Origin of the sequence: Arthrobacter sp. zg-Y769, assembly GCF_020907405.1 — a bacterium.
In the GTDB taxonomy this organism is placed as follows: Bacteria; Actinomycetota; Actinomycetes; order Actinomycetales; family Micrococcaceae; genus Arthrobacter_B.
This window is the reverse complement of sequence record NZ_JAJJOE010000009.1, coordinates 122735-147367: the sequence shown is the minus strand read 5'-3', so window position 1 is coordinate 147367 and position 24633 is coordinate 122735. Positions and strand designations below refer to the sequence as shown.

The window sequence follows — 24633 nt, the reverse complement described above, 5'->3', positions numbered from 1 at the left end:
AACAGCAGGGGCGGTGCACTACCTGCACCGCCTGCCGCCCGGCCGGTCATTCCTAGTGGAAGAAGTGGCGCGACCCGGTGAAGTACATCGTTACGCCCGCTGCGGACGCGGCGTCGATTACTTCGTTGTCGCGGATGGATCCGCCGGGCTGCACAACCGCACGGACACCGGCGTCGACCAGGATCTGCAGCCCGTCCGCGAAGGGGAAGAAGGCATCGGAGGCGGCCACCGCGCCGCGGGCACGTTCCTCGCCGTCCCCGCCCAGGGTATTGGCGCGTTCGACGGCGAGCCGGCAGGAATCCACCCGGTTCACCTGGCCCATCCCCACGCCCACGGAGGCGCCGTCCCTGGCCAGCAGGATGGCGTTGGACTTGGCCGCCCGCACGGCGGACCAGGCGAAGGCCAGATCCGCCAGCGTCTGCTCGTCCGCGGCCTCGCCTGCCGCAAGGGTCCAGTTCGCAGGGTCGTCGCCCTCGGCCTGCAGCCGGTCTGCCTTCTGCAGCAGGACGCCGCCGGAGACCTGCCGGAATTCGGTGTCGCTGCGTCCGTAGCCGTCCGGCAGCGTCAGCAGGCGGATGTTCTTTTTCGCCGACAGGATCTCCACGGCTTCCGGTTCGAAGTCGGGGGCGATCACAACTTCCGTGAAGATGTCCTTCACCGTCTGCGCCATGCCGGCGGTGACGGTGCGGTTGGCGGCAATGACCCCGCCGAAGGCCGAGACGGGATCGCAGGCATGGGCCTTGGCGTGTGCGTCCGCGATGGGGTCCGCAGCACCGGGCGAGGCCACGGCGATACCGCAGGGATTGGCGTGCTTGACGACGGCGACGGCGGGTTCCGTGAAATCGAAGGCGGCGCGCAGGGCGGCGTCGGCGTCCACGTAGTTGTTGTAGGACATGGCTTTACCGTGCAGCTGATCGGCCTGGGCGACGCCGGGGCTGCCGTTCCTGTCCACGTAGAGCGCTGCGTCCTGGTGCGGGTTTTCCCCGTAACGAAGCACCTCTGCGCGTTCCAGGGCCAGCCCGGTGTAGGCCGGCCATTTGGTGCCCTCTTCGGTTCCGTCTCCGAACTGTTCGGCCGTCCAGGTGGCGACGGCGGTGTCATAGGCGGCCGTGTGCGCGAACGCCTCGGCCGCCAGCCGGCGCCGTTCCGCGAGGCCGAACCCGCCTTCGGCCGCCGCCGTGACCACGTCGGAGTACTTGCCGGGATCCACCACCACTGCCACCGAGGGGTGGTTCTTCGCGGCGGCGCGGACCATGGACGGGCCGCCGATGTCGATCTGCTCCACCACGTCATCCTGCCCGGCTCCGGAGCGGACGGTCTCGACGAAGGGGTAGAGGTTCACCACCACGAGGTCGAAGGGTTCAATCTCCATTTCCTCCAGCTGGGCCACGTGTTCTTCCCGGCGGCGGTCGGCGAGGATTCCGGCGTGGATCCGCGGGTGCAGCGTCTTGACGCGCCCGTCCAGGCATTCGGAGAAGCCGGTGACTTCGGAGACCTCGGTGACGGCGATACCGGCGGCGGCGATCTGTTTGGCGGTCGAGCCGGTGGAGACAATGCTGACGCCGGCGGCGGCGAGGCCCTGCGCGAGTTCCGTCAGGCCGGTTTTGTTGTAGACCGAGATCAGGGCCCGGCGGATGGGAACACGGTCGAGGACGGGATTGCTCACAGCTGACACTCCAAGTGGTCGATGATCGGCGTGCAGGCCGTGCGGCCCACGAGAAGTTTATGCCTTCGCCTCCCGCCCGCTCCGGGCCGGCTCGTAACAACGTGCCGCGGGCGCCATTTCCGTGCGCTTCGGCGGATCGAGTCTGCACGATTTACCGTTTCCCGATCGAGTCTGCACGATTTACTGTTTTCCCGGCGGAAATCGGTAAATTCTGCGGAATCGATTTTCAGGCCGGCCATCCGGGCTGCCAGCCGCGGGCCGAGAGGGCAAACCGGACCTTCTCAGCTGTACCCGCACGGTTTTCCGGCCGAAGGTGCTGTTTGGTGAACCGCAGCACCACCCACCCCAATTGGCGAAGGCGTTCGTCCCGCTCGATGTCCCGATGCCACTGTGCAGGATCCAGCAGGTGGTGTTCCCCTTCGTATTCCAGCGCAATTCGCAGCCGCCGGTACTGCAGGTCCGGGCAGGAGATTGCCCTGCCGTCCGACCCGGTAATCCACTGATTTATTTCCGGCCCCGGCAGTCCGGCATGGTGGATGAGGAGCCGAAGGCGGGACTCCGGAGCGGAATCCACCCCCGCCCTCAGCAGGTCCAGCGCAGCAACAGCCGCGGACCTTCCGCGAATGCCTGTCCGCCTTGCAACCATTTCCCTCACTTCCGATAGCTGGCACAACGGATCCGGCATTGGAAAGCATCCGCCGCGTTGTGGTGCGTCCTGGCGCCGAAGAAGGGAATCACCCGCAATGACCAGGTCATCCAGTGACAGGACGGAAGCCAGGTCAGTCCAGGTGAAAGCCGGCGACGTCACCAGTAAGCCCTTCGATCGAATCACGTCCGCCTGCTGCAGCGCGGCGTTGTGGCCTACCACGCCGTTTCGCCGCGGCTGGCTGTAGCGCAGCGGGCGGGTCAAGTGCAGCGGACCTGGCTCCAGGCCGCGCGGCAGCCATGGCCCCATCCTCGCGGACACCAAAAGCGATTGGCGCACTATCCACAGGTCAGGGCGTCAAGCAGGTATCGTTTCCCCGAACCCGCGCACCTCCCCTCCGAAAGGCCACGAACCACATGTCCGTCACTAATGTGCTGCCCACCGGAGACCAGGTGGTGCAGAACCTGCCCTGGCGCTGGAAAGTCCAGGGCAAAATCTTCCTCATCGGCGGCCTTGGATTCATGTTCGATGCCTGGGACGTGACGCTGAACGGCGTCCTGATCCCGCTGCTCTCGAAGGAATGGGCGCTGGAGCCTGCACAGGCGGCCTGGATTGGAACGGCGAACCTGCTCGGCATGGCGATTGGTGCCTTTGTCTGGGGTTCCATTGCTGACGCGATCGGCCGGAAGCGGGCCTTTTCGGCCACCCTGCTGGTGTTCTCGATCTTTACGGTGCTGGGCGCCTTCTCCCCCGACATTGTCTGGTTCTGCATCTTCCGCTTTATGGCCGGCTTCGGATTGGGCGGCTGCGTTCCGGTGGACTATGCCCTGGTGGGCGAGTTCACCCCCAAGAAACAGCGCGGGCGAGTGCTGACCGGGATGGACGGCTGGTGGCCCGTGGGTGCGGCACTGTGCGGTGTCACCTCGGCGGCCATCATGGCCACCTTCGCGGATTGGCGCTACACCATGCTGATCATGGTGATCCCCGCGTTCCTGGTCTTCTGGGTACGGCGCTCGGTCCCGGAGTCTCCGCTCTATCTGGTCCGTAAGGGCCGCACACTGGAAGCATCCGCGGTCATCGACGACCTGGTCCGGCGGACCGGCGGGACGCAGACCGAGTGGCACCTGCCCGAAACGCAGGCCCCCGAAAAGCTGTCCCTGCGCACCATGGGCACCCAGCTGACGGACCTCTGGCGGTTCAGCGCCAAGACCACCATTGCCGCCTGGTCCCTGTTCCTGACCATCCTGCTGGTTTATTACCTGGCCCTGCAGTGGATGCCGAAAATCCTCGTGGATGCCGGGTTCGCCGAACACCGCGCGTTCCTGACCACCTCGGGGATGGCCGCCGTCGGGCTGCTGGGAGTGATCGTGGCGGCGCTGCTGGTGGAAAAAGTCGGCCGGAAATGGATCCTGGCGATCACCGGTCCGCTGTCGGCTGCCATCCTGGTGGTGGTGGCCCTCGTGGTGGATGTCCCCCTAGCGGCCACGATCCTGCTGCTGGTGTACGGGTTCGTGGTGCAGGTGGCCATCCCCGTGCTCTACGCCTACGTCTCGGAGCTTTACCCCACCAATCTGCGCGGCAGCGGTTTCGGCTGGGCGTCCACCATTTCCCGGATCGGCGCCGGGTTCGGTCCGCTGATCTTCGTGTCGGTGCTCTGGCCCTACCTCGGGTTGCCGCTGTCCTTCGCCCTGGCCGGGGTCCTGGTCCTGCTGGCCGTCCTGTGGATGGCCCGGTTCGCGCCCGAGACCAAGGGCGCGGCGCTGGACTAACCGGTGGCTACAGTTCGGGCAGGCCGTCGCGGCTGATCCGGTCCAGGGTTTCAATCAGCAGCCGGCGTTCCTGCACCTTGATGCGTTCGTGCAGGGTTTCCTCCGTGTCGCCGTCGAGCACCTCAACGGCGGTCTGGGCCAGGATCGGCCCGGTGTCGACGCCGGCGTCGGCCAGGTGAACCGTGCAGCCGGTGACCTTCACACCGTACGCAAGTGCGTCACGGACGCCGTGCGCCCCGGGGAAGGACGGCAGCAGGGCCGGGTGCGTGTTGAGGTAGCGTCCCTCGAAGGTGTCGATGAAATGCTCGTCCACTATCCGCATGAAGCCGGAGGACAGAACCAGATCCGGCTCATACGAGGCAACCTTCTCCGTGAGGGCCAGGTTCCAGTCCGCCCGCACCGGGTAGTCCCGGAAGGGGACCACGAAGGTCGGGTAGCCGGCGTCGGCGGCGCGCTGGACCCCGAAGGTTCCGGGCCGGTCCGAGCCGACGGCGGCAATCTCGACGTCGAGCGTGCCGTCACGAACGGCGTCCAGCACTGCCTGAAGGTTGGATCCGGTGCCGGACACGAGGACTACGATGCGCATGCGTCAACCATAGGCGGCAGCGTCCCCTACGCTTAATCCCATGAATGACGGCACCCAGCACCAGACCTCCACCCTGCCCGCACCCGACAGCCGCCCCGCACCAACGGACGGGCAGAAGCGCAACGCGATTCAGTATGTTCGCGTGTTCTGGCTCCTGATGATCGCCTCGATGCTGAGCAGCAGCATGGTCCTGCCGTGGAAGCTGATCCCGCTTGCGCTGGGGATCGGGGCCCTGGTGGTGGGCATCATCGCGCTCGTCAAGCTGGCGAAGCGCCGGATGGGTCCGCTGCTGCCGGTGCTGGTGTCCCTGGGCCTGGTCGTCACCGCCCTCACCACTGTGGGACTGGCCGGGATGGCCGTGCTTTGGGACGAAACCATGACCTACGAATCCTGCATGCGCTCCGCCCTCACCCTTGACGGCGTGGAAGCCTGCGAGGCGGAATACCTGCCCTTCCAGCAGGTCCGCTAGGCGTCCAGCTTGGGTTCACGCTCGAGCCACGGGCCGACGGCATAACCGATGACGACGCCGATCCCGACTTCAGCGGCCACCCACAGTCCGAGCCACAACGGGTCCGGTCCAAGGCCGACAAAGCGTCCAATGCCGAGGGAGCCAAGGGCCAGCCAGGCAGCGCCCGCGGCCAGCAGCCCGGACACCAGTCCCACAATGACACCGAGTACAAGCGTGGATACGGGGGCAGTGAACCAGCGGGCACGGATCTTGATGGAGAGCCACTCGTCAAAGTGGTTTTCCCCTTCCCGGAGGAACCACCAGCCGGCCAGGACCCCGGCCATCACCGGGATCAGCAGCGCCATGTAGCCGTATTCCATGTTGCCGACCGGCAGTGCGGCCAGCACCGGCAGCGCGGGCAGCGGACCAACAACGGTTTCCAGCGGACTGATCATGCTGCCCGTGCCCAGGGAGAATCCTGCGCCGGAGGCCCAGCCCAGCGTCCAGACCACGAAGTTGGGCATCAATCCCAGTTCCACCACGGTGAGTACCGCTCCGCCAACCGCACCGGCGTCGAGCCGTTCGTAAACGGACGCCATCTCGGCCCAGTTCATCGCCAGCGCCGCCACCAGCAGCACGGAGGAGAGACCCAGCGCGGCGAGGGTGCCCAGCGCGCCGGCGCGCAGGGCGGCCCACACATAGGAGCCGGCCCAGCGTGAATGCTGGCTGGTGCGGGCAATCCAGTCCGTCAGGTCCATGCCGATCAGCCGCACCCAGGATCCGGCCTCTATGCGGGAGCCCACAATGAGCCCCGCACCGGCAGCGATCACGGGCACCAGTGCACCCGCTGCCACCGAAATCCGCACGCCTTCAGTACTGCAGACGTACGCTGCCGCGGCGCCGATCAGCGCATATGTTCCCAGTGCGCCCAGCAGCGCCTGCCAGAGCTGGTCCGTGTAGGAGGCCCTGGCCAGCCGTCGGCCGGCCCGCCAGGAGAGGAAAAACGGAATCAGCGTCAGTCCCAGCGGGAAGAAGGAGAGCAGCCCGGTGGCGGGGGCGTCACCCAGCTCACCCGCGGGGAAAACCAGCGAAAGCGGCACGCCGTGGATCAGCAGCCACGCCTGGCCGCCGAGGCGCGCCAGGGAGGGGAAATCCAGATCGGTGAACCCATTGGCAAACCACACACCCACGAGCGGCAGGAGGACCAGCAGTGCGGAAAGCAACGCGGCCTGTCCCAGTTCGAAGGTCCCCTGCAGCCAGAGCGGCATGGGCGGCAGACCCGGCTTCTTCGGCCGCAATAAAATTTTCATCGCTTCTATCGTGCCATCCGGTCCCGCGCAGCCCGTTGAAGCGCCGGCGTGAGTCGGGTAACTCCGGCCGCCGGCGTCAGAGGTCGATCAGGCCCTTCACAAGTGCCGTGGCCGCGCCGATGAACGCAATAACGATGACGGCAAACCGCGCCTGGTCATCGCGGATGTAGCGCTGCAGTTTCTCGCCGACGAAGATCCCGCCCACAATCATGAGCCCGATCAAGGCCCATGCCCAGGCTTGGAACGGGGGCATTTGTGCCGGGTCCAGCAGTAGCTTGGAGGTCAGGGTGACGGTGGCGATGGTAACGAAGAACGGCTGCAGGGTGGCGGCGAACGGCCGCTGCGGCCACCGGGAAAGCAAGGCGTACGCGCTAACGGCCGGGCCGCCGACACCGGCCATGGCATTGGTGATCCCGGAGGCGAAGCCTGCCACTGCCTTGGATACGTTGCCGGTCAGCACTATCGAAGTCCGCTGCAGGAGCAGCGAGATGGTCAGCGCCACGAGGACGACGGCGCCCACGGTGACGGCCAGCGGTGCTGCGGGCAGGTAGACCGCTGCCGCCGAGGCCGGCACGCTGGCAATGACCGCCGGGACGGCTAACCACCGGTACATGGACCAGTCCACGTCCCGCCACACGCGGAACATAATCAGCAGCGAAGAAACCATTCCGCAGATGTTCACCATCAGCACTCCCCCGTGGGAGCCGAGGATGATCACGAGGAACGGGGAAATCAGGAGCGCAAAGCCCAGGCCGGCAATCCGCTGGGCGATCGCACCGATGAAGATGGCGACGAGCACCACTATGAGGAGTCCGGTAGTCACTCGAACACACTACGCTGGACAAATGGTATCTCCCGTCACAGCCCTTGCCACCGCCGATTGGCGTCGTAATATGTTCGCCCTCTACGAGCAGGCCAGGCGATCCGCCGAGGGATTCTCGGCGTCGCACTCCCATGCACTGTGGGCCACCGGGCGGGACCGGCTCTTCGGCACCCACCCGGCGTCGCCCCTTCCCGAAGACGTGCGCCGCCGCTTCCGCGGACTGCGGACGGCCCGCTATGACCCGGCGTTCCGGTTCGAGGCAGTAATCGACGACGCCGGAGCCGGCCAGAACATGGAGGTCGCCACCGGGACCGACGGCGTGGTTCCGTTCACCCGGCTCGGTACGGTGCACGCTGACGGCGTAGGCAGCCTGGCGGTCTGGCACCTCGACTCCTACGGCGGCGGGATCTTCATCCCCGTCCGGGACGCCACTTCCGGCGTCGACGGCGGCAGCTACGGCGGCGGTCGGTACCTCTTGGACACAATCAAGGGTGCGAACCTCGGACCGGGCAATCTGCCGAACAGCCTGGTGCTCGATTTCAACTTCCTCTACAACCCGTCCTGCGCCTATAACGAGTCCTGGGCCTGCCCGCTGCCGGGACCTGACAACACCGTGGACGCCGCCCTGCACGTAGGTGAACTGTACGCACGGTACTGATTCAGGAAACTTTCCGGGACCGGGTCATGGTCCGGCAGCTGGACGCCGGCGGGCAGTGACAGACTAGGCCCGTGCAGACCTTCCTTCCGTATCCGAGCTTCGCCCGCAGCGCCGCCGTCCTGGACCAGGCGCGGCTTGGCAAGCAGCGGGTGGAGACCCTGCAGTTATTGCGCGGGCTGGTGGTTCCCGATTACGGCTGGCAGCGCCACCCCGCCCTGCTCATGTGGAAGGGCTTCGTGCCGGCGCTCACCGCCTACGGGCTGGCGATGACGGATGAATGGATTGCCCGCGGGCATGCCGATACCGTCCGGGAACAGATCCTGGAGTTTGCCCCGGAGGCTGCGGAGGCCGACGTCGACCTTCCCTCCTGGATAGGCGACGAGGAGCTGCACCGCAGCCACCGGTCCAACCTCATCGAGAAGTCTCCGGAGGTCTATGGGCCCCTGTTCCCGGATACCGACGGCGGCCTGCCGTATGTCTGGCCCTCCCCCGCCGACGTTCCCGATCCGGTGGATCCTGCTCCGGGCGAAGGGTTGTGGGTGGCGCGTGCGATGCCCGACGGCGATGCTGCCGAGATTGTCCTGCCGATGCTTTCCGTGAAGGGCACGCCCATCACGGGAAAGAAGGGCCGGCAGTTGGTGCGGCTGCTGGAGGACATGGACGACGGCGATACGGTGGCTGTTCTTTCTCCGGCTGACCGGACCCGCCTGCTGCTTGGCCATGCCGGGCCAGTGGAACTAACGAACGATACGGCGGTTCGACAGGTGAAACTGAGCGGGGAGATTTCCCGGTCAGCGTTCGCCTACCCTGCGGTTCTCCAGGATCCCCGGACGCTGTTTGCGGTGCCACGGCCGGGATCGGTCTAGCAACTGTCACCTGTTGGGTCCACCATGCAGATGCCGGGCGTTTGCATGGTCACAATGTTCACGGTCTTCGGAAACCTGTGGCGGGCTAGCATCCGACACCGCTCGGGTTCACCAGGCAGTTGTCCGCGACGCTGCGGGTTTCGGCCCGCCAGACCCGCAGGGTCTGGGACTCGGAGGACACCGCTGCCCGCCCGTCAATGGGAATCACCGGTCCGCCGTTCACGGAGTAGGTTCCGGAGAAATGCACTGTCGCTCCCACCTGGACGTCTCCGCTGGACGCGTACTTGTGACTGGTCGAGGTCTGCTCACCCCACCGGTCCTGGGCGAGCGGGGCTCCCGGGATGCTCGTGGGCCCGTAAACCGTGCCGTCCCCGTAGTTCAGTTCAAACTCGGTGGGTGTGGCAACGATCCTCACTGTCTGGTCGAGCAGCACCATGTCAAAGACCTGCTCTGCTGCCTCGACGTAGACGTTGGTTTCCATCCCGACCAGGGTGTGCGGGCTGGGCTGCAGGACCAGGCGCCCGGCCGCTATCGGCCGCTCCTGAAACGCCGTGAGGATTTGCTGCTGGATCTGCTCACCAACATCGACCGGCTCTTCCGAGTAGATGCATGAGGGCGTGTCGCTCATCTTTTCCCACAACGCGGGGTCGGTTGTCTTCAACCCGGAAAACCAGTAAACGAGCCTGCCGTCCTCCCCTGCTGTACAAGCTGCTTGGTTTGCGGCTAGACAATCGACGTCGCCAGCGAGGTCATCGAAACACACCGGCTCGAAACGATAACCAGAAGGGTTATCAGGGATGCCTACGGGCATTTGGGTCCACAGGCCTGAGCTGGGATCCTGCTGGAATACGGAACCAACAACATTCCCACTACCCTCAATTTTTCCGCTGCCTCCCCCGACTCCGGCTGCGTGATCCGACAGCATCATCAACAGAAACCCTGTTATGGCGATGACAGAAAACGATCGAGAGATCCACGGCGGCATCTTCTTCTCACCCCTTTATGGTCACGATATTCACAGCAACCCATTCGTCCCCGTCCCAGGTTGCTTCGAAGAGCTGCACAGAGGGTGCCACGTCGGCGTCTTCACTCCCTTGCAGCCCTTCGGGACCGTAGTACTCCATTGCGTCCTGTGTGAATTGTGCTAACGCCTGATAGCGCCCCTCGGGAGTAAGCACGTAGTCGGAGTGCGCGTCTCGGACGTCGATTGTCGCGTTGGCTATCCAGTCGTTGTCCCGGTAACCGTTGTCAACCACCTCGTAGTAGTTCAAGCAAGTTATGCAGTCCGGACTGCTGATCGTCTGTACCGGTCCGACGTCGCCGGTCTCGTATCCGTAGTTCGCAGCCATGTACCAATGCCGGGCGAACGCCTCCAGCCCCTCTTTCGACTGAACCTTCGCTTCCTCCGGCATCACCGGCAGCGGGACGTTCTCCGCAGGCCCCTCAGCAGACGCGGGCTTGTACTTCGCACTGGGTGTGGGAGTCGGCGTCGGGGTCGCCGAGGGAGCCGCAGAGGACGCCTGGCTGGAGGGCGACTCCCCCGCACCGGAATCACCCGAATCGCCGGAGGCACCCGAACACGCAGTCAGGAACAGCAACGGAACCGCAGCAGCGGCCAGGAGCTTCAACCGCACGGTTGGACGGAGCACATCACTTCTACGCATTGGATAACCCCCAGGGCCGGGTAGGACGCGAGACAAAGGGTCAAGCAGTCGGTCCGGCCATAGTAGACAGACCGCGGCAGAGCCTAACCGGTTATCCACAGGGCACCAGAGTGATGCCAAGTCATACGCACAAGCAATGGCCCCGCTTCACGGACTGCAGGCACCGGCCCCGCCAAAGCGGCAGGTGCATCAACTATTCCGCGTTGCGCAGTGACGTCAGCATTCGACGAAGGTCCCGGTATTCCTGTGTGTCCCGGTACCGGGCGGCTCCCTCGAGATAGTCCTCCCGCGACGCGTCCGAACCGGGCGCATACTCCCCCGCGAACCGCCCGCCACTCGACTCGGTCAGCGTGAAGAAATCGAACAACCCGCACTGCCCGCCCTGCTGCTGCCCGCTCACCACGGCATACGTTGCCTGCGCGTTCCGGGATCCGGATGGCGCCAGGGAACGGTAGACGAAACGCTGCTCGGAGCCCTGTTGCGAGTCCAGCTCCGGCATCGGGACACTCTCATACTCCACATAGGCCGGCGGCTGGGCGGGTTTGGTGCAGCTCAGGTCCGTGATGATGCCGGTATCCAGCTGCGCCAACACGCGGCCGCCGCCGTCGAGTACTTCCAGGGACACCCCGCCCGCAGGGTCGTTGGCTCGTGCCGGCAGCTCCAGCACTTCCCAGCCCGGCGGATGCTCGAAGGCCAAGCTGCCGTCCGTCGTCGTATAGCTGGACCATTGAGGGTCCGGCGACGTCGGAGCCTGACGGGGCGGTGCAGCGCAGGATGAGATACTGGTAAGGAACACTACCGCCGCGAGCAGGCCGCCAAACCGGGCAAAACTGTTACGGTCCATGGCTTTTCGGGCGGTACTGTTACGGGCGGTGTTACGGTATTCCACATCGGCCCCCCGGAATGTCCGTGTGCAGACAATGCTACTGGCGGCCCGCAAATGAGCACAGAGCGTCCGAAGCATCCACGGCGCATCCCGAAGGACCCGCCGGACTCCCGGCAGCAGTTCCCGTGCAGCGCCGCACGCAAGCAGCGCCTGCAATGCGGGCGCTTACCCGTCCTAGGAGGTTCCAATTACCGATACAGCTGCCGAACATGATGTTTACTTCGGAGCCCCGGAACCGGATCCGGAACCGGAGACCCTGCAGGCCGCTTCCCCTGCGGTGCTCCACCGGGTGGAGCAGCGGCCGAATGTAGCCCTGGTCAAGGGCCGCCTGGCCCTTATGGACACCGGGCTCACACCGCACGAGGCCATGGTCGAGGACCTCCTCTTTGTCCGCCGGGTCCTTGACGACGCCGGTGTGACCTACCTTCTGGTCCGCGGCAATGACCAGCGTCCGGTCATCGCCGTCGACCTCCGGATGCGCGAGCAGCTGCGCAAGGCCATGGTTGAGGCCTGCCGGGACGAGCCCTTCTACTCCCGCACCGTCGATACCAAGAAGAACCGGATCCTGCTGATTGCCGACGGCAGCCTCTCCTCCAGCGAGAAGGCGCGGATCATCCGTGTGTACCGTCCGAGGGCATTCACCGGCACCAATCTGCTGATCTCCGGCTCGGCCGGGGTGCAGATTGAGCTTTGGGACCTGGCAGGCGAGAACATCACCCTGCCCGTGGAGAACTCCCTGACCCGCCGAACACTGCCGGCGGCCGAGGTGGTCCGCGGCACCGTGGAAAAGCACGGGCTGCTCTGGCCGACCATCGAGAACATGTTTGCCGACCACGCCACGGACATCCGGTTCGACATCGATCTGGTGTTCTCCTGGGTGGACGGCAGCTCCCCGGAGTTCCAGGCCGCCCGCGCCGCCCGGATGAGCGGCGCCGTGGTGGGCGAAGGCGATGACCACGAGGCCCGCTTCCGGCAGATCAACGAGCTGAAATACGCCCTCCGCTCGGTGCACATGTTTGCGCCCTGGATCCGCCGCATCTTCATTGCCTCGGATTCCCCGCGGCCGGACTGGCTGGCCGAGCACCCGTCCGTGACCTTCGTGCCGGCAGCGGAGCATTTCAAGGACCCGTCCGTGCTGCCCACGCACAACTCCCAGGCGGTCGAGGCCCAGCTGCAGCACATCCCGGGACTCGCTGAGCACTTCCTGTACTCCAATGACGACATGTTCTTTGGCCGTCCGGTGGCCCCCGACATGTTCTTCTCCCCCGGAGGAATCACCAAGTTCATCGAGGCCAGCACCCGGATCGGACTGGGCGCCAATGACCCCGAGCGCAGCGGTTTCGAAAACGCTGCCAGGGTGAACCGGCGGCTGCTCTGGGAGCGTTTCGGCCGGGTCACCACCCGCCATCTGGAACACACCGCGGCTCCCCTGCGCCGCAGCGTCTTGCTGGAAATGGAGGAGGAATTCCCCGGGGAGTTCGCCGCCACGGCCGCGAGTACCTTCCGGGCCAAGGACAACATCTCCGTGACCAACTCCCTCTACCACTACTACGCGCTGCTCACCGGCCGGGCGGTCACCCAGGAGACGGCGAAGGTTCGCTACATTGACACCACCAGCTACGCAGGGTTGAAGGCGATGGACCGGCTGCTCGCCAAACGCCACAAGGACATGTTCTGCCTCAATGACGGAAGCTTCCCGGAGGTCCCCGCAGGCGAACGGGCCGAACGGGTGACGGATTTCCTCGAGAAGTACTTTCCGATCCGGGCGCCCTGGGAAAAGTAGGGGGCTCTAGATAAGGAAGCCCCGCAGCAGCCGGGCGGTGCCCTCCACATGAGCGACGGCGGCGGCCTCCGCACCGCCGGCATCGCCACGCAGGATTGCCTCAGCGAGTCCGCGGTGCTGTGCCTGGGAGTGGTCCAGGTTCGTCTGTAACAGCGGGATGAGATCCAGCAGGTCGCTGACCCGGGACCGGACGTCAGCAACCGCGGCAACCAGGCTGGGGGAACCGGCCAACTCCGCGACGGCGATGTGGAACCGGGAATCCTTGGGCCGGAAAGTGTCTTTGCCTGCCTCATCCACTTCGGCGAGCGCCCCGAGCAGATGCAACCTCGCCGAGCCGGTCAGGGACGCCTGCGCCGCGAGCCGTGCCGCGGCCGGTTCCACTACGGACCGGAACAGCAGCACGTCCTCAACCTCCAGGGGATCCAACGCGCCCGGCAACGCGGCCGGCTCCGGGAGGACGTCAACTGCAAATGTTCCGCCGTACCGCCCCCTCCTGGACTGGAGATAGCCCGCCTTCTGCAGCTCGGCAAGGGCATCCCGCAGAGTAGCCCGGGATACTCCCAGCTGTTCTGCCAGTTCGCGTTCCGCCGGCAGTTTCTCCCCCGCAGCGTAAATGCCGAGCTTCAATCCCTGCAGCAGCCGCTCCACGGTCTCCTCGAAGGCATTGCCCCGGCGGACCGGGCGGGGCGTCAATGCTCCGTGTCCGAAGGGCTGCTGTTCCATCCCGGCAGTCTAGCCCGCCGCCGGGACCAACCCGCCGCCCGGGATTCCCTGGACACCACCCTTGACGGATCATCACCCACCGCTGAAACTGAACCCCACCTCGTATGGACTGAAATCAGGCCATTGGGCGCGCCGGACCCGCTTGCTGCCCATCTCCTCTCCGCCCCCGCTCCGCTTCGAGAAGGACCCCGACATGGCTAAATCCCGGGTCGACTACACCAACGTCGACGAGAACTACATGAGCCACCGGCAACTCAAGCACGGAGCGGCGGGCTGGGTCCTGCTGGCCGGCCTAGGCGTCGCTTACGTCATCTCCGGAGACTTCTCGGGGTGGAACCTGGGGCTGGCGGAGGGCGGCTGGGGCGGACTGCTTATCGCCTTTGTCCTGATGGGCATCATGTATACCTGCATGGTCTTCGGCCTGGCCGAGCTGTCCTCCACACTTCCGACGGCGGGAGCCGGCTACGGATTCGCACGCCGGGCACTCGGCCCGCTCGGCGGCTTTGCCACCGGGATGGCGGTGCTTATTGAATATGCAGTGGCACCGGCAGCGATTGCCACGTTCATCGGCGGCTACATCGAAGCACTGGGCCTCTTCGGGCTGACCAATTCCTGGCCGGTCTATCTCGGGACCTACGCCGTTTTCATCGGAATCCATATCCGCGGAGTGGGTGAGGCCTTGAAGCTGATGTTCGTTATCACGGCCATCGCCGTTCTCGCCCTCGTCGCTACGGTGGTGGGGCTGGTGCCCAAGTTCAACGCAGCAAACCTCTTTGACATCGTTCCCTCTGCCACCTCCGGCGCCAGCGATTTCCTGCCGATGGGCCTCTCCGGTGCCGTGGCAGCCCTGGTGTACGGCATCTGGTTTTTCCTCGCGATCGAAGGCGTGCCGCTGGCCGCCGAGGAGACGTCGGATCCGAAAAAGGACATGCCCCGCGGAATCATCGCCGCCATGGGCATCCTGCTCGTCTTCGGGGCCCTGATGCTGGTCCTGGTGCCGGGTGCCGCCGGAGCGGAAGCGATGAGCACCTCCGACAATCCGTTGCCCGAAGCGCTGCGGATTGCCTACGGCGGCAACACCCTGCTTGCCGACTTCGTGAACTACGCCGGACTGGCGGGACTGGTGGCAAGCTTCTTCTCGATTGTCTACGCCTACTCCCGCCAGCTTTTCGCCCTCTCCCGGGCCGGCTACCTGCCGCGCTGGATGTCACTGACCACCAGATGGCGCACCCCGTACATGGCGCTGATCGTCCCCGGAACCATCGGCTTCCTCCTGGCGGCCTTCACCCGCGACGGCGGGCTGCTGATCAACATTGCCGTCTTTGGCGCCACCGTGTCCTACGTCCTGCTCAACCTTTCACACATCGTGCTGCGCCGCCGCGAACCCCAGCTGTCGCGCGGCTACCGCACTCCGGGAGGTGTGGCCACCACCGGCATCGCACTGGTCCTGGCCGTGGTCGCCGTGGTGGCGACCTTCGTGGTGGACGTCCTGGCCGCCTCGATCACCGCGGGGATCTTCCTGGCGGCCCTGGCGTACTTCTGGTTCTACAGCCGCCACCGGCTGGTCGCGAGCGCGCCGGAAGAGGAGTTCGCCCAGATCAGCCAGGCCGAAACCGAAATCAGATGACCCGCCCTAGCGGGACAGTGCAGCACCTACCTTCGGAAGTGGAGAGAGCATGAGCGAGCAATCCCCCAACGGACTGACCATCGAGGAACTTCGGAAGCTCACTGCTGCCGGGAGCATCGACACCGTGGTGGTGGCGATCACCGATCACCTGGGCCGGCTGCAGGGCAAGCGCTGCGGAGCGCGGTCCTTCCTGGAGGACGTTTTCCCGCACGGCGCCGAGGGCTGCAACTACCTGCTGGCCGTGGACGTGGAGATGAACACCATCGACGGCTACGAGTCCTCGTCCTGGGAAAACGGCTACGGGGACCTGGTGATGCGCCCGGATCCGTCCACCCTGCGCCGAGTTCCATGGCTGCCCGGAACCGCAATGGTGCAGTGCGATGTCCTGCGGACCGACGGCACCCCGCTGGGTCCGTCCCCCCGCCAGATCCTCCGGCACCAGATCGACCGCCTGGAATCCCTCGGCTACCGGGCCCACATCGGCACCGAACTGGAGTTCATCCTCTTTGATGACAGCTACACCTCCGCGTGGGAACGCGAATACACCGGCATGCACGCGGCCAGCAGGTACAACGTGGACTACTCGCTGCTGGCCACCTCCCGCCTGGAACCGGTGATCCGCGCCATCCGTACCGGGATGGAAGGTGCCGGGCTGGTGGTGGAATCATCCAAGGGTGAGTGCAACCTCGGCCAGCAGGAAGTGACTTTCCGTTTTGACGAGGCCCTGCGCACCTGCGACAACCACTCTTTCTACAAGACGGGTGCCAAGGAAATCGCCGACCAGCAGGGCAAGAGCCTGACCTTTATGGCCAAGTTCAATGAACGCGAAGGCAATTCCTGCCACATCCATTTCAGCCTGCGGGGCCTCGACGGCGAATCCGTCCTCTCCGGCGACGGCGAACACGGCTTCAGCCCGCTCATGGAACACTTCATCGCCGGCCAGCTCTCGGCGTTGAAGGAGCTGACCTACTTCCTGGCACCGAACGTGAACTCCTACAAGCGCTTCGTCGAGGGCAGTTTCGCACCGACCGCGATTGCCTGGGGGCTGGACAACCGCAGCTGTGCCCTGCGTGTGGTGGGCCACGGCAACGGTCTGCGCACCGAGAACCGGGTGGGCGGCGGAGACCTCAACCCCTATCTGGCCACCGCTGCCCTGATAGCTGCGGCGATCCACGGCATTGAAAACCGGCTGCCCCTGGAACCGGTCACCGTCGGCAATGCCTACACCGGCGGCGCGGACCGGCTGCCCACCACGCTGCGGGCCTCCCGCGACCTCCTGGCGGGCAGCGAAATAGCCCGCAAGGCTTTCGGCGACGAAGTGGTGGCGCACTACGTCCACGCGGCCGACGTCGAACTGGCCGCCTTTGAATCGGCCGTCACCGACTGGGAGCGCAAGCGTGGTTTTGAGCGGCTCTGACGTTGGCGGGACGCCCCGTCCGCTGATCGGGCTCACGACCTATTACCAGCCGGCGGCGTGGGGCGTGTGGGAGGGCGACGCCGCGCTCATCCCCGGCAGCTATCTGGCAGCGATTACCGCTGCCGGCGGAGTGCCCGTGCTGCTTCCCCCGGTCGGAACGGACGTGCGGGTGCTGGACGGACTCGACGGTTTGGTGACCGCAGGCGGCACCGACGTGGACCCTTCCCTCTACGGCCAGGATCCGCATCCGCTGACACTCAGCCAGCCCGTACGGGACAGCCACGACCTCGCCCTGACCACGGCGGCCCTGGCGGCCGGCATGCCGCTGCTGGCCATCTGCCGCGGTGCGCAGATACTCAACGTCGCGCTCGGGGGGACCCTGATCCAGCACCTTCCGGATATCCGTGCGGAGGCAGACTACCGGCCCGCCCCCGGCGTCTTCGGCGAGGTCAGCTTCACCACGGCGCCGGACAGCATCATGGAGTCCCTGCTCGGCGGTGCCGGCACCGCCCCCTGCTACCACCACCAGGGCATCGCCGATCTGGGCCGCGGGCTCCGCGTCACGGCGGTGGCACCGGAGGGAACTGTGGAAGCCATTGAACAGGTGGGGCGGGGCTGGGTGCTGGGTGTGCAGTTTCACCCCGAGCAGGACCCGGCGGACCTGCGGCTCTTCGCCGGCTTCATCACCGCGGCCGCCGACTATCGGGCGCGCAGGAGCACGCCGGTGGCAGACCTTGGAGGAATCCGCCCATGAACACCCCTATCCTGAACCCGGCAACCGGGGAAGTCCTCACCGCAGTCGAACCGGTTTCCCGCGTCGGAACGGATGCCGCCATTGCTGCGGCGGCAGCCGCATTCGAGTCCTGGCGGAACACGGCGGCGTCGGACCGGGCCCTGCTGCTTCGCCGCTTCGCCGCCGCCGTGGACGCGGACACGGAGAACCTGGCCGCGCTGGAAGTCGCCAACGCCGGGCACACCATCAGCAGCGCGCGCTGGGAGGCCGGCAACGTCCGGGACGTGCTGGCCTACTTCGCCGGCGCCCCCGAGCGGCATACCGGAGCCCAGATTCCGGTAGCCGGCGGCATCGACATCACCTTCCATGAACCCCTCGGTGTGGTCGGCGTGATAGTTCCGTGGAACTTTCCCATGCCGATCGCTGCCTGGGGCTTCGCTCCGGCGCTGGCCGCCGGCAACACCGTGGTGCTCAAACCCGCCGAACTGACGCCGCTGACCGCCCTGCGCCTGGGCGAGCTCGCCCTGGAGGCAGGCATCCCCGAGGGGGTGTTCCAGGTCCTTCCCGGCAAAGGCTCCGTGATCGGGGCACGCTTCGTCACGCATCCGGCCGTGCGCAAGGTGGTTTTCACCGGGTCCACCGAGGTCGGCCGGCAGATCATGGCGGGCTGCTCGGAGCAGATCAAACGCCTCACCCTGGAACTGGGCGGCAAGAGCGCCAATATTGTCTTCGACGACGTCGACCTGCCCGCCGTTGCGGCAGCCGCACCCGCCGGGGCTTTCGACAACGCGGGCCAGGACTGCTGTGCTCGGTCCCGGGTACTGGTGCAGGCCACTGTCTTTGACCGTTTCCTTGAGCTGCTTGAACCCGGGATCTCGGCGCTGGAAGTCGGGGACCCGGCGCAGGAGTCCACGCGGATGGGCCCGCTGATTTCCGCCGCCCAGCGGGACCGGGTGGCCGGATTCGTCCAGGAGACAGAGGTCGCGTTCCGCGGCAAGGCTCCGGACGGGCCGGGTTTCTGGTTTCCCCCGACAGTCCTCATCCCGCAGCGGGACAGCCGGGCACTCCGTGAGGAAATCTTCGGGCCGGTCCTCGCCGTCGTCCCCTTCCGGGACGAAGCCGATGCGGTCCGGCTGGCCAATGACTCAGCCTACGGCCTCTCCGGTTCCATTTGGACCTCGGACATCGGCCGCGCGCTGCGGGTCGCCCGCGGTGTGGAGGCGGGAAACCTTTCGGTGAATTCGCACTCCTCGGTGCGGTACGCCACCCCGTTCGGCGGGTTCAAGCAATCGGGCCTGGGCCGGGAGCTGGGACCGGATGCCCTGGATGCCTTCACCGAAACCAAGAATGTCTTCATCAGCACCGGCCGCTGACGGCCGCTACGGAAGGAACCCGATGCTCGAAGTGGTCTCAAACCGGCTTCAGGGGCGCACCGCCGTCGTCACCGGTGCCGGCAGCGGCATAGGCCGGGCCAGTGCGCGCAGGCTGGCCGCGGAAGGCGCGCACGTGGTCGTGGCGGACATTGATCCTGCCGCGGGGAAGGCCGCAGCCGATGAGGTGGGAGGACTTTTTGTCTCCGTCGACGTCACGGTCGAGGAAGAGGTGAAGCAGCTCTATGAGGTTGCCCGCGAAACCTTTGGACGCGTGGACATAGCGTTCAACAACGCCGGCATTTCCCCGCCGGAGGACGGGTCCATCCTGAGCACGGGTCTGGATGCCTGGCGGCGGGTGCAGGACGTGAACCTCACGTCCGTCTACTACTGCTGCAAATACGCGTTGCCGCACATGCTTGAAGCCGGCAAGGGGTCCATCATCAACACCGCGTCGTTTGTGGCCGTCATGGGCGCCGCCACCTCACAGATTTCCTACAGCGCGTCCAAGGGCGGAGTGCTGGCGATGAGCCGGGAACTCGGCGTCGAATTCGCCCGGCAGGGGGTGCGGGTCAACGCCCTTTGCCCGGGTCCGGTCAACACTCCCCTGCTTCAGGAACTCTTCGCCGCTGATCCGGAGCGTGCCGCCCGGCGGCTGGTCCACGTTCCGCTTGGCCGCTTCGCCGAACCGGAGGAGCTCGCCGCCGCCGTCGCGTTCCTGGCCAGCGATGATTCCTCGTTCATCACCGCCAGCACCTTCCTCGTGGACGGCGGCATTTCCGGTGCCTACGTCACGCCCGTATAACCGGCTCCGGCCTTAAACAACGACGGCGCGGAACGCACCGAAGTGCGCCCGCGCCGTCGTTGTTTACGTGTCGTGCTTTACCGGGTGACTACCACGTGCTCGTTGGGCACGCAGTGGGTCATGGTGAGGCCTTCGACGTTCCGGGGACCGTTATGGCCCAGGTTCTTCATCCGCTCGGTTTCTTCCTCATTGAGCGTCTGGGTGGCCAGCGGACCGAGATCCTTGATCTCGTCCAGGCTGATCCCCAGGCCCTCGCCGACGCGTGCACCCAGCTCGTCATCGGTCATGTAGAAGTGCCAGAGCATGCGCTCCTGGACCGGGCGGGCAGCCTGGCCGACGTTGGCAATGAAGTTGGCGACCAGGTCGTCCTTCTCCCACTGCTCCATCAGCTGGTAGCGCTGGCCGGCCTGCATGTAGTCGTTCGTGCGGGGCAGGCGGGCGCGGGTCAGGCGGCCTTCAAGCTCGGGGCCGACTTCGGCCTGTTCCGGCTTTGCTGCTTCCTGCAGTCCGCCGGTGATGTTCGGCTCGTAGTTCACGTGCGGGTTCTGGCCCGGCGCGAGATCGGTGCCGAAGGACATCTGGCCGCCGCGCTGGTTGGTGGCGACCCGTGCGTTCTTCGCGGAGTTCACCGGAAGCTGCAGGTAGTTCGGGCCGACGCGGTAGCGCTGCGTATCGGAGTAGCTGAACGTACGGCCAACGAGCATCTTGTCGTCGGAGAAGTCCAGCCCGTCCACCAGGACACCGGTACCGAAAGCGATCTGCTCGTTTTCGTTGTGGTGGTCCGTGATGTTGCGGTTCAGGGTCATGGTGCCCACGTACTTGGGCTCGAACTCCTGCTCCGGCCACGTCTTGGTGTCATCCAGCGGGTCGAAGTCGAGTTCCGGATGATCGTGGTCATCCATGAGCTGAACGTACAGGTCCCACTTGGGGTAGTCGCCGCGTTCGATGGCCTCGTAAAGGTCCTTCGAGGCGTGACCCAGGTCGTTGGCCTGGATGTTCGCGGCGTCTTCCTCGGTCAGGGACTTCACGCCCTGCTGCGGGAGCCAGTGGTACTTGACCAGCTTGGATTCACCGGCGGCGTTGACCCAGCGGTAGGTGTTCACGCCGAAGCCCTGCATGTGGCGGTAGTCCGCGGGGATGCCGCGCGGGCTGAAGAGGTTTACCAGCATGTGCATGGCTTCGGGGGTCTGCGACATGAAGTCGAAGATGCGGGCCGGTTCCTGGCGGAAGGTGACGGGGTCCGGCTTCAGGGAGTGGATCACGTCGGGGAACTTGATGGCGTCGCGGATGAAGAAGACACCCAGGTTGTTGCCGACCATGTCCCAGTTGCCGTCTTCGGTGTAGAACTTGATGGCGAAGCCGCGGGGATCGCGGGCGGCCTCCGAAGAGTCACGTCCGCCGATCACGGAAGAGAAACGGATAGCGACGTCGGTCTTCTTGCCGGGCTCGGAGAAGAGCTTGGCGCGGGTGTACTTGGCAATGGGCTCGTCGCCCCACTTGCCGGACGCTTCGAATTCGCCGTACGCCACGAAACCGCGGGCGTGGACTACGCGCTCGGGGATCCGCTCACGGTCGAAGTGGCTGATCTTCTCGAGGAGCTGGTAGTTCTCCAGCGTGGCCGGGCCACGGGCTCCCACCGTCCGGGTGTTCTGGTTGTCGTAGACCGGGTGTCCCTGGCGTGTGGTGAGGGTCTTCGGGTCTCCGGCGTCGTTCTGGCCGGTAGCGGGATGCTGCTGTTCTGCGTCTGTCATAACGTGTGCTCCTCGGTGGTGAGGTCTATTGCTGGCTGGCAATACTACCTACTCCACTCTGTTGCAAGGGTGGCGACCGAGTCAAGTTGATAAGCAACCTGATGGTAGCGGGTTGAGGGTGCGGTTGGCACACTGTGTGCATGACTAATGAAGACCTTCCCCCGGTGGTTGAGCTGACTCCCGAACAGAGCTGGAAGTACCTCGAGCACACGCACCACGGACGCCTCGCGGTCAGTGTGATGGACCGCGCCAGCATCTATCCCATCAACTATTTGGCGCACGACGGCGTGCTCCTCCTTCGCACGGCGCCGGGCACCAAGCTGGCGGAAATGGCGGTCAACACCCACGTCGCGTTCGAAGCGGACGGGGTGCACAGCGACCAGGCATGGTCCGTCATCGTCAAGGGAACCACCCGTCTGCTGGAGACGTCCGCCGAGATCGAAGCGGCGGACACTCTTCCCCTGCAGCCGTGGGTGCGGACGGAGAAGTACCGCTACGTGGAGATTGTGCCTGAATCTGTGACCGGACGGTTCTTCAACCTGGGTCCGGAGCCGGAACGGGACTAGGCCGACGCGAGGGTGCGGGCGTTCGGAATCCGGACACCGGCCGCGGCCAGCCGGGCCTCGGTTTCCTCCGGCCCCACCTGCTCCCCCACTGTGCTGCTTGTCTCCAGCGGCACTACGGAGTGCACCACCGAATCCTCATAGAGGTGGACCATGTTGTACCCCTGGCCTGCATCCTGGCCGCGTGTGCCCGGCGTCGCGAGGTCCTGGGCGTAGCAGGTGGCAGACGCCACGGATACGGGAATCCCGGCAAAGGTGCTGAACGTCGAATAGTGCAGGTGCCCGGCAATGATGGTCCGGACGTCACTGCCCGCCAGGACCTCCGCAAGCCGGTGCTGCTGCCGCAGTTCCACCAGCACGGCCAGGTCCTGCACGCTTGGAACCGGCGGATGGTGCATTGCCAGGACGGTTCCCTCCGGAGCCGCCGTCTGAAGTTCCCGGCGCAGCCAGGCCAGCTGCCCCTCGCTGAGTTCGCCGTGGTGATGGTCCGGAACGGTGGTGTCGAGGGTGATGATCCGCAGCCCGTGGAGGTGGTCCACCCGGTCCACGGGTGACATTTCCGGCGCCTCGTCCAGCAGGACCTGGCGGAAAGCCGCCCGGTCGTCGTGGTTGCCCATGGCCCAGATCACCCGGGCTCCCATCCTTTCGGCGGCCGGGAGGACAATCTCGCGGAGCCTGGCATAGGCCCGGGCTTCGCCGCGGTCCGCCAGGTCGCCGGTGAAAACAATGGCCTCGGGCTGTTGTCCGCTGTGCTCAAGGCGGCCGAAAAGCGCCCGGAGATTAGCGTGGCTGTCCACTGCGCCGTACAGGGGGTTGGTCTCCCCGAGCAGGTGCGTGTCACTTAGATGGAGGAGGAAATGGCGCGGGCGCGGATACTCGCCCGGGAGGAATCCCATCGGAACCTTCTTGTGTCGACAACTGCTGCGGTGTACTCCTTCATGAAAGCAGACATGGCGACCGGTGAGTAACGTGTTCCTGCGCGTTTCGGGATTTTTACCCGGCACACCCCGCCCATGGGTTCCAGCATCTACTCTGGCGCCCGGCCCCAAGACCGCCGTAGGCTCAAACTGCATCGTCTGAAGGGACTCCCATGAAACTCAGCCATATCCCCCTGCGCCTGACCACCGGCGCGTACATCCTGAATTCCGGCCTGAACAAGCGGAATCTGGATGCCGAAAGTGCCGCGTACCTGCAGCAGATGGCCGCCAAAGCCTTCCCCCAGGTCCAGGACATTGAACCGGTCAAATTCGGCAAGCTGTTGAGCAATGCCGAGATCTGCGTGGGACTGTCCCTGCTGCTTCCGTTCGTTCCCAGCCGCCTGGCCGGGCTCATTTTGGGCGGCTTCTCCAGCGGCATGATCCGGATGTACCTCAAGACGCCGGAAATGACGGAAGAGGACGGCATCCGCCCCTCCCCCGACGGTCTGGGGCTGGCGAAGGACACCTGGATGGCCGGCATTGCCGCTGCGCTCATCCTTGACCGCAAGCGGCCGAAGACCAAGGTCAAGGTCGTCAAGGTCCCGACGCCGGTGATGGGTACCGCGGCAGCCGTCGGGGCCAAGAGTGCCGGTAAGGCAGCGGCCAAGGCCGGCAAGACCGCGAAGGCAGCCAAGACCGCGAAGGCCGGCAAGGCGGACAAGTCCTCGAAGGCAGCCAAGGTTGCCAAGACCGCAGCCGCCGTTAAGGTTGCCAAGGCCGTCAAGGACCGGAAGTCTGCCGGCAAGTAGGCTCCCGCGGTTTACTGCAGATCGATAATTCCCTTTGCCAGGGCAGATACGGCTCCCAGATACGCCAGAACGATGACGATGCGCCGTGCCGTGGCTTCGGGGACGTGCGGCGCAAGCAGGCTTCCCGTCCGGAGTCCGGCGACGGTGAGGACGCACAGCACCACCCAGATCCACCAGGCCAGCTGCGGCCATTCGCCGGGGTCGAGGACGGCATGGACAACTAGGGTGGCGATGCTCAGCGTGGCCAGGAATGGCTGCATGGTCGCCATAAAGGATGCCTGCGGCCAGCGCGCCAGCACGGCGTAGGCGCTTACGGCAGGGACCCCGGCACCCGCCATGGAGTTACTGATCCCGGCCAGCAGGCCGGCGGCGGCTTTCGGGGACTCTCCGCGCAGCACCATGTCCGTGCGGTTCAGCAGAAGCGATGAGGTCAGGGCGGCGAGCATAAAAACGCCGACGCCGATTTCCAGCGGTCCCACTGGAAGAACCGACGCCGCATAGGTTCCCAGCAGCACGCCGGCCGCTGCCGGCACCGCCAGCGAGACGTACATCTTCCAGTCGATGCGCTGCCACACATGCCGGATCACCAGCCCGGCAGCGAGCGCACCGCAGACGTTGGTGACCACCACGCCCGGGTACGGGCCCAGGGCAACAATGAGGAACGGCGCGAGCAGCAGTCCGAATCCGATTCCGGCCACACGCTGCGCGATTCCTCCGACAAAAACGGCAATCAATATGGTCAGCAGCAGTCCGGAACTCACGGCCGAAGTCTATGGCCCCAGCTCCCCGGCCTGTAATTTCCCGCCGTCATAT

At 65.7% G+C, this 24633-nt stretch carries 24 protein-coding genes; 12 read left to right on the top strand and 12 right to left on the bottom strand.

The features are described 5' to 3' along the window. Window positions 1-52: 52 nt before the first annotated feature. Both purH and LOC60_RS09575 read right to left on the bottom strand, forming a co-directional pair. Window positions 53-1666, bottom strand: coding sequence for a bifunctional phosphoribosylaminoimidazolecarboxamide formyltransferase/IMP cyclohydrolase (gene purH / locus LOC60_RS09580; RefSeq protein ID WP_230024673.1), 1614 nt, complete (start codon window positions 1664-1666; stop codon window positions 53-55). A 226-nt stretch (window positions 1667-1892) separates the two neighbouring features. Continuing rightward, a complete protein-coding gene (locus LOC60_RS09575; protein WP_230024671.1) occupies window positions 1893-2576 on the bottom strand; it encodes an endonuclease domain-containing protein in 684 nt (227 codons plus the stop codon). 152 nt (window positions 2577-2728) lie between these two features. Between LOC60_RS09575 and LOC60_RS09570 the strand changes: the two genes are divergently transcribed. After that, window positions 2729-4081: an MFS transporter gene (locus LOC60_RS09570; RefSeq protein ID WP_230024669.1), complete on the top strand. Its 1353-nt coding sequence runs from the start codon at window positions 2729-2731 to the stop codon at window positions 4079-4081. A gap of 7 nt (window positions 4082-4088) precedes the next feature. Here LOC60_RS09570 and purN read toward each other — a convergent pair whose 3' ends face one another. Then, complete coding sequence (purN, locus tag LOC60_RS09565; protein ID WP_230024667.1) at window positions 4089-4667, bottom strand: phosphoribosylglycinamide formyltransferase; 579 nt, start codon at window positions 4665-4667, stop codon at window positions 4089-4091. Between the two features lie 40 nt (window positions 4668-4707). On the opposite strand from purN, the gene LOC60_RS09560 reads away from it, so the two are divergent. After that, window positions 4708-5136: a hypothetical protein gene (locus tag LOC60_RS09560; RefSeq protein WP_230024665.1), complete on the top strand. Its 429-nt coding sequence runs from the start codon at window positions 4708-4710 to the stop codon at window positions 5134-5136. Here LOC60_RS09560 and LOC60_RS09555 read toward each other — a convergent pair. Together LOC60_RS09555 and LOC60_RS09550 are read right to left on the bottom strand one after the other, a co-directional pair. Next, the gene (locus tag LOC60_RS09555) at window positions 5133-6425 is read right to left on the bottom strand and encodes a cell division protein PerM (protein ID WP_230024663.1); all 1293 of its coding nucleotides are present in this window, start codon (window positions 6423-6425) and stop codon (window positions 5133-5135) included. The genes LOC60_RS09560 and LOC60_RS09555 overlap by 4 nt on opposite strands. A gap of 76 nt (window positions 6426-6501) precedes the next feature. Next, complete coding sequence (locus tag LOC60_RS09550; protein WP_230024661.1) at window positions 6502-7248, bottom strand: TSUP family transporter; 747 nt, start codon at window positions 7246-7248, stop codon at window positions 6502-6504. 22 nt (window positions 7249-7270) lie between these two features. Here LOC60_RS09550 and LOC60_RS09545 point away from each other — a divergent pair, with 22 nt between their 5' ends. Further along, window positions 7271-7906, top strand: coding sequence for a DUF1684 domain-containing protein (locus LOC60_RS09545; protein WP_230024659.1), 636 nt, complete (start codon window positions 7271-7273; stop codon window positions 7904-7906). Between the two features lie 71 nt (window positions 7907-7977). Then, complete coding sequence (locus tag LOC60_RS09540) at window positions 7978-8772, top strand: MSMEG_6728 family protein (RefSeq protein ID WP_230024657.1); 795 nt, start codon at window positions 7978-7980, stop codon at window positions 8770-8772. Between the two features lie 85 nt (window positions 8773-8857). On the opposite strand, the gene LOC60_RS09535 is transcribed toward LOC60_RS09540, so the two are convergent. The 3 genes from LOC60_RS09535 to LOC60_RS09525 form a co-directional block, all read right to left on the bottom strand. Continuing rightward, window positions 8858-9400: a hypothetical protein gene (locus tag LOC60_RS09535; RefSeq protein WP_230024655.1), complete on the bottom strand. Its 543-nt coding sequence runs from the start codon at window positions 9398-9400 to the stop codon at window positions 8858-8860. Between the two features lie 364 nt (window positions 9401-9764). Then, window positions 9765-10421, bottom strand: coding sequence for a DUF6318 family protein (locus LOC60_RS09530; RefSeq protein WP_230024653.1), 657 nt, complete (start codon window positions 10419-10421; stop codon window positions 9765-9767). Window positions 10422-10629: 208 nt separating this feature from the next. Continuing rightward, complete coding sequence (locus tag LOC60_RS09525; RefSeq protein ID WP_230024651.1) at window positions 10630-11280, bottom strand: hypothetical protein; 651 nt, start codon at window positions 11278-11280, stop codon at window positions 10630-10632. 331 nt (window positions 11281-11611) lie between these two features. On the opposite strand from LOC60_RS09525, the gene LOC60_RS09520 reads away from it, so the two are divergent. Beyond that, a complete protein-coding gene (locus LOC60_RS09520; RefSeq protein WP_442860401.1) occupies window positions 11612-13105 on the top strand; it encodes a stealth family protein in 1494 nt (497 codons plus the stop codon). Between the two features lie 6 nt (window positions 13106-13111). Here LOC60_RS09520 and LOC60_RS09515 read toward each other — a convergent pair whose 3' ends face one another. Then, window positions 13112-13828 (bottom strand): FadR/GntR family transcriptional regulator, encoded by a 717-nt coding sequence (locus LOC60_RS09515; protein WP_230024649.1) that lies wholly within the window; start codon window positions 13826-13828, stop codon window positions 13112-13114. Window positions 13829-14021: 193 nt separating this feature from the next. On the opposite strand from LOC60_RS09515, the gene eat reads away from it, so the two are divergent. From eat to LOC60_RS09490, 5 genes are read left to right on the top strand one after another with little or no spacing between them, the layout of a single operon-like run. Next, window positions 14022-15455 (top strand): ethanolamine permease, encoded by a 1434-nt coding sequence (gene eat, locus LOC60_RS09510; protein WP_230024648.1) that lies wholly within the window; start codon window positions 14022-14024, stop codon window positions 15453-15455. A gap of 49 nt (window positions 15456-15504) precedes the next feature. Then, on the top strand, window positions 15505-16872 hold the full coding sequence (locus tag LOC60_RS09505) for a glutamine synthetase family protein (protein WP_230024646.1): 1368 nt from the start codon (window positions 15505-15507) through the stop codon (window positions 16870-16872). Then, window positions 16853-17626 (top strand): gamma-glutamyl-gamma-aminobutyrate hydrolase family protein, encoded by a 774-nt coding sequence (locus LOC60_RS09500; RefSeq protein WP_230024645.1) that lies wholly within the window; start codon window positions 16853-16855, stop codon window positions 17624-17626. Before LOC60_RS09505 ends, LOC60_RS09500 begins: the two co-directional genes overlap by 20 nt. Further along, a complete protein-coding gene (locus tag LOC60_RS09495; protein WP_230024644.1) occupies window positions 17623-18978 on the top strand; it encodes an aldehyde dehydrogenase family protein in 1356 nt (451 codons plus the stop codon). The genes LOC60_RS09500 and LOC60_RS09495 overlap by 4 nt, the downstream gene beginning before the upstream one ends. A gap of 22 nt (window positions 18979-19000) precedes the next feature. Then, window positions 19001-19780: a 3-oxoacyl-ACP reductase gene (locus LOC60_RS09490; RefSeq protein WP_230024917.1), complete on the top strand. Its 780-nt coding sequence runs from the start codon at window positions 19001-19003 to the stop codon at window positions 19778-19780. 77 nt (window positions 19781-19857) lie between these two features. Here the strand turns inward: LOC60_RS09490 and LOC60_RS09485 are convergent, their stop codons facing one another. Then, window positions 19858-21531 (bottom strand): catalase, encoded by a 1674-nt coding sequence (locus LOC60_RS09485; RefSeq protein ID WP_230024643.1) that lies wholly within the window; start codon window positions 21529-21531, stop codon window positions 19858-19860. A 140-nt stretch (window positions 21532-21671) separates the two neighbouring features. Here LOC60_RS09485 and LOC60_RS09480 point away from each other — a divergent pair, with 140 nt between their 5' ends. Beyond that, the gene (locus tag LOC60_RS09480) at window positions 21672-22097 is read left to right on the top strand and encodes a pyridoxamine 5'-phosphate oxidase family protein (RefSeq protein WP_230024642.1); all 426 of its coding nucleotides are present in this window, start codon (window positions 21672-21674) and stop codon (window positions 22095-22097) included. On the opposite strand, the gene LOC60_RS09475 is transcribed toward LOC60_RS09480, so the two are convergent. Then, window positions 22094-22990 carry a phosphodiesterase gene (locus LOC60_RS09475; RefSeq protein ID WP_230024641.1) on the bottom strand — a complete coding sequence of 299 codons (897 nt, stop codon included), beginning with the start codon at window positions 22988-22990 and terminating at the stop codon, window positions 22094-22096. The two genes, LOC60_RS09480 and LOC60_RS09475, sit on opposite strands and share 4 nt — an antisense overlap. Before the next feature lie 194 nt (window positions 22991-23184). Here LOC60_RS09475 and LOC60_RS16315 point away from each other — a divergent pair, with 194 nt between their 5' ends. Next, a complete protein-coding gene (locus tag LOC60_RS16315; RefSeq protein WP_331460797.1) occupies window positions 23185-23820 on the top strand; it encodes a hypothetical protein in 636 nt (211 codons plus the stop codon). Window positions 23821-23831: 11 nt separating this feature from the next. Here LOC60_RS16315 and LOC60_RS09465 read toward each other — a convergent pair whose 3' ends face one another. Next, the gene (locus LOC60_RS09465; protein ID WP_230024639.1) at window positions 23832-24581 is read right to left on the bottom strand and encodes a sulfite exporter TauE/SafE family protein; all 750 of its coding nucleotides are present in this window, start codon (window positions 24579-24581) and stop codon (window positions 23832-23834) included. Between the last annotated feature and the right edge of the window lie 52 nt (window positions 24582-24633).

What these genes read in the sequence shown, in the direction of transcription:
- LOC60_RS09570 (WP_230024669.1), top strand. Translation starts at nt 2,729, where the DNA reads ATGTCCGTCACTAATGTGCTGCCCACCGGAGACCAGGTGGTGCAGAAC.
- purN (WP_230024667.1), bottom strand. Translation starts at nt 4,667, where the DNA reads ATGCGCATCGTAGTCCTCGTGTCCGGCACCGGATCCAACCTTCAGGCA.
- LOC60_RS09560 (WP_230024665.1), top strand. Translation starts at nt 4,708, where the DNA reads ATGAATGACGGCACCCAGCACCAGACCTCCACCCTGCCCGCACCCGAC.
- LOC60_RS09555 (WP_230024663.1), bottom strand. Translation starts at nt 6,425, where the DNA reads ATGAAAATTTTATTGCGGCCGAAGAAGCCGGGTCTGCCGCCCATGCCG.
- LOC60_RS09545 (WP_230024659.1), top strand. Translation starts at nt 7,271, where the DNA reads ATGGTATCTCCCGTCACAGCCCTTGCCACCGCCGATTGGCGTCGTAAT.
- LOC60_RS09535 (WP_230024655.1), bottom strand. Translation starts at nt 9,400, where the DNA reads ATGAGCGACACGCCCTCATGCATCTACTCGGAAGAGCCGGTCGATGTT.
- LOC60_RS09525 (WP_230024651.1), bottom strand. Translation starts at nt 11,280, where the DNA reads ATGGACCGTAACAGTTTTGCCCGGTTTGGCGGCCTGCTCGCGGCGGTA.
- LOC60_RS09515 (WP_230024649.1), bottom strand. Translation starts at nt 13,828, where the DNA reads ATGGAACAGCAGCCCTTCGGACACGGAGCATTGACGCCCCGCCCGGTC.
- eat (WP_230024648.1), top strand. Translation starts at nt 14,022, where the DNA reads ATGGCTAAATCCCGGGTCGACTACACCAACGTCGACGAGAACTACATG.
- LOC60_RS09505 (WP_230024646.1), top strand. Translation starts at nt 15,505, where the DNA reads ATGAGCGAGCAATCCCCCAACGGACTGACCATCGAGGAACTTCGGAAG.
- LOC60_RS09495 (WP_230024644.1), top strand. Translation starts at nt 17,623, where the DNA reads ATGAACACCCCTATCCTGAACCCGGCAACCGGGGAAGTCCTCACCGCA.
- LOC60_RS09490 (WP_230024917.1), top strand. Translation starts at nt 19,001, where the DNA reads ATGCTCGAAGTGGTCTCAAACCGGCTTCAGGGGCGCACCGCCGTCGTC.
- LOC60_RS09485 (WP_230024643.1), bottom strand. Translation starts at nt 21,531, where the DNA reads ATGACAGACGCAGAACAGCAGCATCCCGCTACCGGCCAGAACGACGCC.
- LOC60_RS09480 (WP_230024642.1), top strand. Translation starts at nt 21,672, where the DNA reads ATGACTAATGAAGACCTTCCCCCGGTGGTTGAGCTGACTCCCGAACAG.
- LOC60_RS09475 (WP_230024641.1), bottom strand. Translation starts at nt 22,990, where the DNA reads ATGGGATTCCTCCCGGGCGAGTATCCGCGCCCGCGCCATTTCCTCCTC.
- LOC60_RS16315 (WP_331460797.1), top strand. Translation starts at nt 23,185, where the DNA reads ATGAAACTCAGCCATATCCCCCTGCGCCTGACCACCGGCGCGTACATC.